This is a genomic window from Tepidiphilus olei (assembly GCF_006980705.1).
Lineage (GTDB): Bacteria > Pseudomonadota > Gammaproteobacteria > Burkholderiales > Rhodocyclaceae > Tepidiphilus > Tepidiphilus olei.
This window is the reverse complement of record NZ_SBHO01000017.1, coordinates 1-4352: the sequence shown is the minus strand read 5'-3', so window position 1 is coordinate 4352 and position 4352 is coordinate 1. Positions and strand designations below refer to the sequence as shown.

Sequence of the window (4352 nt, the reverse complement as noted above, 5' to 3'; positions counted from 1 at the left end):
CCGTTAAGGTCGAGGCAAGGCCCGGGGGGCTGCCGGAGATTCGTGATCCCGACGATGTGATCTTCCTGGCGCTCGCCGCCGTGGCTCAGGCTGATGCACTGGTCAGTGGCGACAGCGACATTCAGGCGGTCAGAGACCAGTTTCATATTCCCATCCTCACGGTGGCCGAGTTCGCCGACTGGCTGCCCGCTCACCGCCGCCGACGCCGATAATCCGGCGCGAGCCCGGCAGTCACCGCCGCCTCAACCGATCCGCCACCCACGCCACGACACCGCGCTTGGCTGGTTGCGCGGCCTGCGCCTCTTCCCACTCGATCAGCGCCAACGCTTCCTTCACGCCCATCGGCACAATGCCGTCGGCGGTGACCAGCCCTTGCCGCTTCATCTCTTCGTACCGGTAGGGATCTCGGCGGTTGGGGATCAGCGCGTACTGCGCCTTGAGCAGCTGCGACTGGGCTTCGACGCTGAGGTTGCCGTCAGCCTCGTAGCGGCGTTTGAAGGCGTGACGGTACTTGGGCAGGACGTTGCCGAAGTCGTCCAGGCAGTCGGTGACGCCGGGGATGAAATGCTTGACCAGATGCCAGTGGCCCATTCGGTAGACGCCGGCCTGGAAAACCACTTCGTCGTGCAGTCGTTCCAGATCGGGTGAGCGCTGCTGGTAGGCGGCAGCAAAGGCTTCCAGTGCGTCGGCCAGCTTCGGCGCACCATCGTCAAACGCCAGCAGTGCGCGCCAGCTAGCTGCCAGCGTGAGCAAGCGCTGGTGCTCTTTGTCGGAATAAGGCGCGTGCAGCACCTTTTCCAGCGTTTTGACTTGGTTGGATAGGCGGCTGAGTTCCCGGTTGACCAGGATGGCGACCAGGGCGGGATCTGGTTTCTTCGATATCACGTCTCACCCCACCCACAGCACATTCATGCCCGCCATGCTCGCATCCGACACGCCCACCACGTCGATCACCCAAAAGAAAAGAAAGTGGGTGTCCCTTTGTTCTTTTGAGGGAATGGGCGTGGAGAAAGATGTCTCCCCCGCCTACCCCCGTCAGGTCATAGCCAACTCGAGTTTGCTGACGCGTTCAAGATTCGTGTGCTGGCGAGCGACCCAGAGATCGTAGGCATCCTGCAGGGCAAGCCAGCTCTCGGGGCTGCGTCCAAGCACCTTCGACAGCCGCAGCGCCATGTCCGGCGTCACCCGGCTTCTGCCCTTGAGGATTCTGCTCAAGGTGGAGGGCGCGACATCGAGCCTACGCGCAAGCTCGCGGGCGCTGATGTCATAGGGCTGCAGATAAACCTCGGTGATGAATTCACCAGGATGAGGGGGGTTATGCATGGCCATCAGTGATAGTCCTCGTAGTCCACAACGTATGCGTTCCCGTCACGGAACTCGAAAGTCATTCGCCAGTTACCGCTCACGCTAACCGACCAGCGTCCGCCCAACTCGCCTTTGAGCGGATGCAGGCGAAAGCCCGGGATATCCATGTCGTCAATCGTCTGCGCCGTCTCCAGAGCGGCGAGCAATATCCGCAGGCGTTTGGCATGACTGGCCTGGATGCCCGATGTGCTGCCTGTCTCGAAGAATCTGCGCAAGCCTTTGTGCCGGAACGATTTGATCATGATTCATTTTAGCATGTTGCGCAACAGGCAACAAATCGATCACCCCAAACTCGAAGCGATCATTGGGGAACCTTAACAGGGCAGGAGGGCTTGGGGCGTCGGAATGCGGAATGAGGCGTTACGTTAACTAAGTGTAACTAAGTGGGTGTCCTTTTTAGTGTTTTCTTTTTAGGTCTTTTTTAGGTGAGGGTGGTGTCAAAAAACACACATGGTGCTATACTGGCACCGGCGTACAATTTAGGACGGATAGTCCGTCAAAGGCGAAAGCCTATGCCTTGATTTTGATGCTCACCCGTTTCACCCATTTGAACATCATCACCCGCGAGCAGACCTCGCTGGTACGGAAGTTACCTGGGAAATGATCGAGGTTTGATCACTCTTCCATACGATAGGGCGCAAGCCCCTTATTTATACCTCTCGGAGTTACTGACCATGTCACGCCGCATGAGTGCGAATCAATCAGAGAAGGGCCGGATCACGGCCAGGGTTCCTTTGAGCGTACAGAAAACGATTCAGCGAGCTGCTGAACTGACGGGCATCCCCGTGAACGCGTACATCGTTCAGGTGGTGCATCAGCATGCTCAGGAATTCATCGACCGTTATGAAATGAAAAACATCGTCCTCTCCGAACGGGACTCGGAGTGGTTTCTGGAACAACTGGCCAGCCCGCGTTCGCCGAACGCCAAATTAAAGAAAGCGCTGGCCCAATACCGTGAGCTCATTGATGACAACGAAGATTCACCCGCTCTCTAAGTTGCCGAGGGATCTTCTTGATGCACGTTCGCAGTTCGATTGCGGCACGCCCGCGCTGAACCGATATCTTGCTGAGACTGCCTCTCAGCACGAGAAAAGGAACATTACCCGCACATTCTGCGGGGAAATGGATGGCGTGCTTTTCGGCTACTACGCGCTGACCAATGCGAACGTCGATCTCGGTGCGTTACCGCCTGATGTCGTCAAAAAATACAAGCTGCCCATCCATCAACTGCCTGTGGTTCGTCTGGCCCGCCTGGCCGTCGATAGCCGTTTTCAGGGCCAGGGTCTGGGGCAGGTTCTGCTGGTCGATGCGATGACAAGAGTCCTACGCGTGGCGGAGTTGTCGGGCTGCACGGGCCTCATCGTGGATGCCAAGGACGATAAGGCTGCCGGTTATTACAAAAGCTTTGGGTTCCGTCAGGCGCCGGAAAATGGACTCTTGCTGTTCATGCCGCTGCCTGAGATTCAGGAACTGCTGCGTAAGCGCTAACTTTCCCGGGCTGGGGCGGGGCATGGGGCGGCCCCGGCAGGACTCATGCAGGCAGTGTAGGCAAGAGGGGTGAATGCGTCAAGAAGAAAAAAGGGGGCGTCGGAAGATGCGTTACGTTAACTCTAAGTGGGCAACTAAGTGGGCAACTAAGTGGGTATCCCTTTCTTTGCTTACCCCGTGCCCGTCCGCCCCGGTGGGGCTCCCCATTTTCTGCCAGTGGCGACGTATCGTTGTCCCGTCGCTATGATGATAGCTTGGGCGCATACCCAACAAGAAGACCCAGCCAACTCTCGGAGAGTACGATTGATCCAGCCTACTGATTTCCTCGGCGCCCTCTTTGAAACCCTCGACAAGTCGGCTATCGACGACTTTCGCGCCTTTCTGGCGGCAAACGCGGGAGTGACGAAGTGGCAAATCGCCGCTGACTACTGTCTCCACGATCAGAGTCGGCCGAATAACGCTTTTGCGTTTTCTGTCATTCCGTATGACGACTACCTTGATGTGCTCAAGGGCGAGATTCGAGACGCGCTTCCGAAGGACCTCAAGAAGACCAAGAGCATTGGCGAAGACGCCGCTGCATTCCTTGTCCACCCACGCCGGTTCCACTTCGGATTTGTGTTTCGAAGTCCACCTGCCGTATTCAACAACGGCCCCGGTTCCGACCCTCGAAAAATTGCTCGTGAAAGCTTGGCAATCACAGTCGAAGAATTGACCAAGCACGGTCGCTCGAAAGAAAACATGCGGCGCCTGAAGGCACTTAAGCAACACGCTCAGGCTAGTAGCTTCAACGTCGGATTGCTGGCTGACATGTACGTCTTGTCGTACCTGCTTTGTTTCGTGACCCTCGTGCTGGCCCGCGAACGGCCTGTTGAAATCGTTGGATGGTTTTCTGATCGAGACAAGATGACAACATGGTGTGATGGCGTCATCTGGGATTTCGGCAGAGAAAATCTGTATGGCCTCGCAGAGCACTTCAACATTCCAATACCGCAAGACATGCCCGTGATTGCCGTTCCAACCCCTGATGCCGAGAAGGATGCGATGTGGTTTGATGAGTTCATCCGTCTCCCGGACTACATTGCCGGGATTATTGCCGCCTGGAACTTTGCGACGAATGAGCTACCCGGAGACAAGAGCAAGTATCTTCAACTCGCTGAGGATGTAGTTGCAGATGCACGAAATATGGCTGTGCTCAACGTCCAGTGGGGCGATTTCGTTCAGTGCAGTCGCATGGTCTTTAGCAGAGAATCACCCAAGCCGAACGGTCCAAGCAGTGGGCCTGTACCGACGCACTAAGACGCCGCCAGATCATTTCTTAGCAAGCTCAGTGTTACCGTGAGCGGCACACACGCGCACGGCGGCAAAGCGCGAACTGAGCAGCCCTCTGTGTCAGAATAGTTGTCGTCTCGATAGATCCTGAAACCAGAGGGCGACAAAGGAAGAACGAAGTGGCCAGATACGGACAGTCCTTCAAGGACAGGGCGGTTGCACGGCTGTTG

Annotated in this window: 6 protein-coding genes and 1 pseudogene; 4 read left to right on the top strand and 3 right to left on the bottom strand. The window is 56.8% G+C overall.

Annotation, left to right across the window (positions count from 1 at the left end):
* Window positions 1-212, top strand: a pseudogene (locus tag EPD80_RS11245) (PIN domain-containing protein); the annotation flags it as partial.
* A gap of 19 nt (window positions 213-231) precedes the next feature.
* Here the strand turns inward: EPD80_RS11245 and EPD80_RS11240 are convergent.
* The 3 genes from EPD80_RS11240 to EPD80_RS11230 all read right to left on the bottom strand — a co-directional run bounded on the left by EPD80_RS11240 (window position 232) and on the right by EPD80_RS11230 (window position 1607).
* Window positions 232-885, bottom strand: coding sequence for a hypothetical protein (locus EPD80_RS11240; protein ID WP_142811840.1), 654 nt, complete (start codon window positions 883-885; stop codon window positions 232-234).
* 150 nt (window positions 886-1035) lie between these two features.
* Complete coding sequence (locus tag EPD80_RS11235) at window positions 1036-1329, bottom strand: HigA family addiction module antitoxin (RefSeq protein WP_142811838.1); 294 nt, start codon at window positions 1327-1329, stop codon at window positions 1036-1038.
* Window positions 1329-1607 (bottom strand): type II toxin-antitoxin system RelE/ParE family toxin, encoded by a 279-nt coding sequence (locus EPD80_RS11230; RefSeq protein ID WP_142811836.1) that lies wholly within the window; start codon window positions 1605-1607, stop codon window positions 1329-1331. The genes EPD80_RS11235 and EPD80_RS11230 overlap by 1 nt, the downstream gene beginning before the upstream one ends.
* A gap of 432 nt (window positions 1608-2039) precedes the next feature.
* Here EPD80_RS11230 and EPD80_RS11225 point away from each other — a divergent pair, with 432 nt between their 5' ends.
* From EPD80_RS11225 to EPD80_RS11215, 3 genes are all read left to right on the top strand, one after another.
* Window positions 2040-2360, top strand: coding sequence for a type II toxin-antitoxin system TacA family antitoxin (locus tag EPD80_RS11225; RefSeq protein WP_142811834.1), 321 nt, complete (start codon window positions 2040-2042; stop codon window positions 2358-2360).
* Window positions 2332-2853: a GNAT family N-acetyltransferase gene (locus tag EPD80_RS11220; protein ID WP_142811832.1), complete on the top strand. Its 522-nt coding sequence runs from the start codon at window positions 2332-2334 to the stop codon at window positions 2851-2853. The genes EPD80_RS11225 and EPD80_RS11220 overlap by 29 nt, the downstream gene beginning before the upstream one ends.
* A 303-nt stretch (window positions 2854-3156) precedes the next feature.
* Window positions 3157-4149 carry a hypothetical protein gene (locus tag EPD80_RS11215; RefSeq protein WP_142811830.1) on the top strand — a complete coding sequence of 331 codons (993 nt, stop codon included), beginning with the start codon at window positions 3157-3159 and terminating at the stop codon, window positions 4147-4149.
* Window positions 4150-4352 lie beyond the last annotated feature (203 nt).

Coding starts and splice junctions, on each gene's coding strand:
- EPD80_RS11225 (WP_142811834.1), top strand. CDS start 2,040: ATGTCACGCCGCATGAGTGCGAATCAATCAGAGAAGGGCCGGATCACG.
- EPD80_RS11230 (WP_142811836.1), bottom strand. CDS start 1,607: ATGATCAAATCGTTCCGGCACAAAGGCTTGCGCAGATTCTTCGAGACA.
- EPD80_RS11220 (WP_142811832.1), top strand. CDS start 2,332: ATGACAACGAAGATTCACCCGCTCTCTAAGTTGCCGAGGGATCTTCTT.
- EPD80_RS11235 (WP_142811838.1), bottom strand. CDS start 1,329: ATGGCCATGCATAACCCCCCTCATCCTGGTGAATTCATCACCGAGGTT.